The organism is Rhizobacter sp. P2_H2, assembly GCF_056403375.1.
The window spans coordinates 1-1,102 of the sequence record NZ_JBFUFP010001423.1; the positions used below are offsets into that span (position 1 = coordinate 1).

Genomic DNA, 1,102 nt, shown 5'->3' on the forward strand with positions numbered 1-1,102 from the left:
GGCTGCAGGATCGCGTGGCCGCAGAACGATTGATCGCGCGGTGTCTGGCACACGCCGAGGCCGACGGCGGCCGGGAACCATTGGCGGTCGGCATCGACCAGGCTGATGGCCGAGATCGGCCAGCCGGTGCGGGCGGCGACCTGGCGCGCCAGCGCGAGGAACGCCGGGTCGACGCTGGTGTCGAGCACCCGGAGCTCGCGCAGCACGCGCAGGCGCTCGGGCTCGTCGGCGGGCAGGGGGGCCGGGGTCATGAAGCGCGGAAGGCGTGATTCATCGGYGTCTTCTGCTCCGAGGCCAAGCGACTGTAGCGGACAATCCGCCGGCCCGGCACCCTCTTGCCGCGCTGGATTCCACAGCTGCCATGCCTGCTTTCCCTGACAGTCCGCCGCTTGCCTTGACGCTGGATCTCGACGACACGCTGTGGCCGGTCTGGCCGGCGATCGAGCGGGCCGAGCACCAGCTGCATGGCTGGCTGCATGAACACGCGCCGGCCACGGCGCAGCGTTTCGATCCGCCGGCGTTGCGTGCGCTGCGCAACGCGGTGGAGGCCGAGCACCCGCACTGGAAGCACGACCTGAGTTCCATCCGCCGCGAGAGCATCGCCCGCGCGCTGGCGATGACGGGCCACGACCCGCAGCTGGCCGGCCCGGCGTTCGACGTGTTCTTCGCGGCGCGCCAGCGGGTGGAATTCTTCGACGACGCATTGCCGGGCCTCGCGCGGCTGGCGGCGCGTTTCCCGCTGTTCGCTGTGACCAACGGCAATGCCGACCTGGCGACGGTCGGCGTGGCGCAGCATTTCCAGGGCAGCCTGAGCTCGCAGAAGCTCGGCATCGGCAAGCCCGATGCGCGGATCTTCCACCTGGCCTGCGAGCGCCTGGGCGTGGCGCCGGCGCAGGTGCTGCATGTCGGCGACGATCTGCTGCTCGACGTGCACGGCGCACGCGATGCCGGGCTTCAGGCCGTGTGGTTGCATCGGCCCGGGCATGCGGCAGGGGCGTTGCCGGCTGGCTGCGGGCAGGCCGCCACACTGATCGAACTGGCAGAGATGTTGGGGTGTTGACCCAGCGAACACCGCGGAACCGGCTTTGCCGGGCCGCTGGCG

Annotated in this window: 1 protein-coding gene and 1 pseudogene; one reads left to right on the plus strand and one right to left on the minus strand. The window is 71.1% G+C overall.

The annotated features are described in order from the left end of the window. A pseudogene (locus AC1D15_RS33635) lies at positions 1 to 251 on the minus strand (GAF domain-containing protein); the annotation flags it as partial. A gap of 110 nt (positions 252 to 361) precedes the next feature. On the opposite strand from AC1D15_RS33635, the gene AC1D15_RS33640 reads away from it, so the two are divergent. Beyond that, a complete protein-coding gene (locus AC1D15_RS33640) occupies positions 362 to 1,060 on the plus strand; it encodes an HAD family hydrolase (RefSeq protein WP_477829476.1) in 699 nt (232 codons plus the stop codon). Positions 1,061 to 1,102 lie beyond the last annotated feature (42 nt).

Coding starts and splice junctions, on each gene's coding strand:
- AC1D15_RS33640 (WP_477829476.1), top strand. CDS start 362: ATGCCTGCTTTCCCTGACAGTCCGCCGCTTGCCTTGACGCTGGATCTC.